We start from the raw sequence: 280 nt of genomic DNA on the forward strand, positions 1-280 counted from the left end.
CCTGTCCATTGGCGGCGGGATCATCTGACTGCCACACCCCGTCGCACCTGCCGGGTTGCCGCACCTGAGGGCGTAGAATGACCGCCCCATGATCATTCGTCCCCGCCCCCCCGGCTGGCAGCTGCTGTACATCCTGCGCGGCTCCATCGTGCCTGCCATCGCGCCCAAGGTGGCCGCCATCTGCGTGCTGGCCGTTGCCGTGGCCACCTTCGCCGAACTGGCCCACCCGCCGGGCATCGAGCGCGTCTCGGTGGCGCCGTTCACCCTGCTGGGCCTGGTG

At 70.4% G+C, this 280-nt stretch carries 1 protein-coding gene; it reads left to right on the forward strand.

What is annotated here, in order from left to right; all coding sequences use genetic code 11:
- Nucleotides 1-88 precede the first annotated feature (88 nt).
- The coding region (locus tag QMX79_RS20890; protein ID WP_282248482.1) for a bestrophin family ion channel at nt 89-280 on the forward strand (192 nt) is incomplete at its 3' end.

Source organism: Stenotrophomonas sp. PS02300 (assembly GCF_029959395.1).
Lineage (GTDB): Bacteria > Pseudomonadota > Gammaproteobacteria > Xanthomonadales > Xanthomonadaceae > Stenotrophomonas > Stenotrophomonas maltophilia_AD.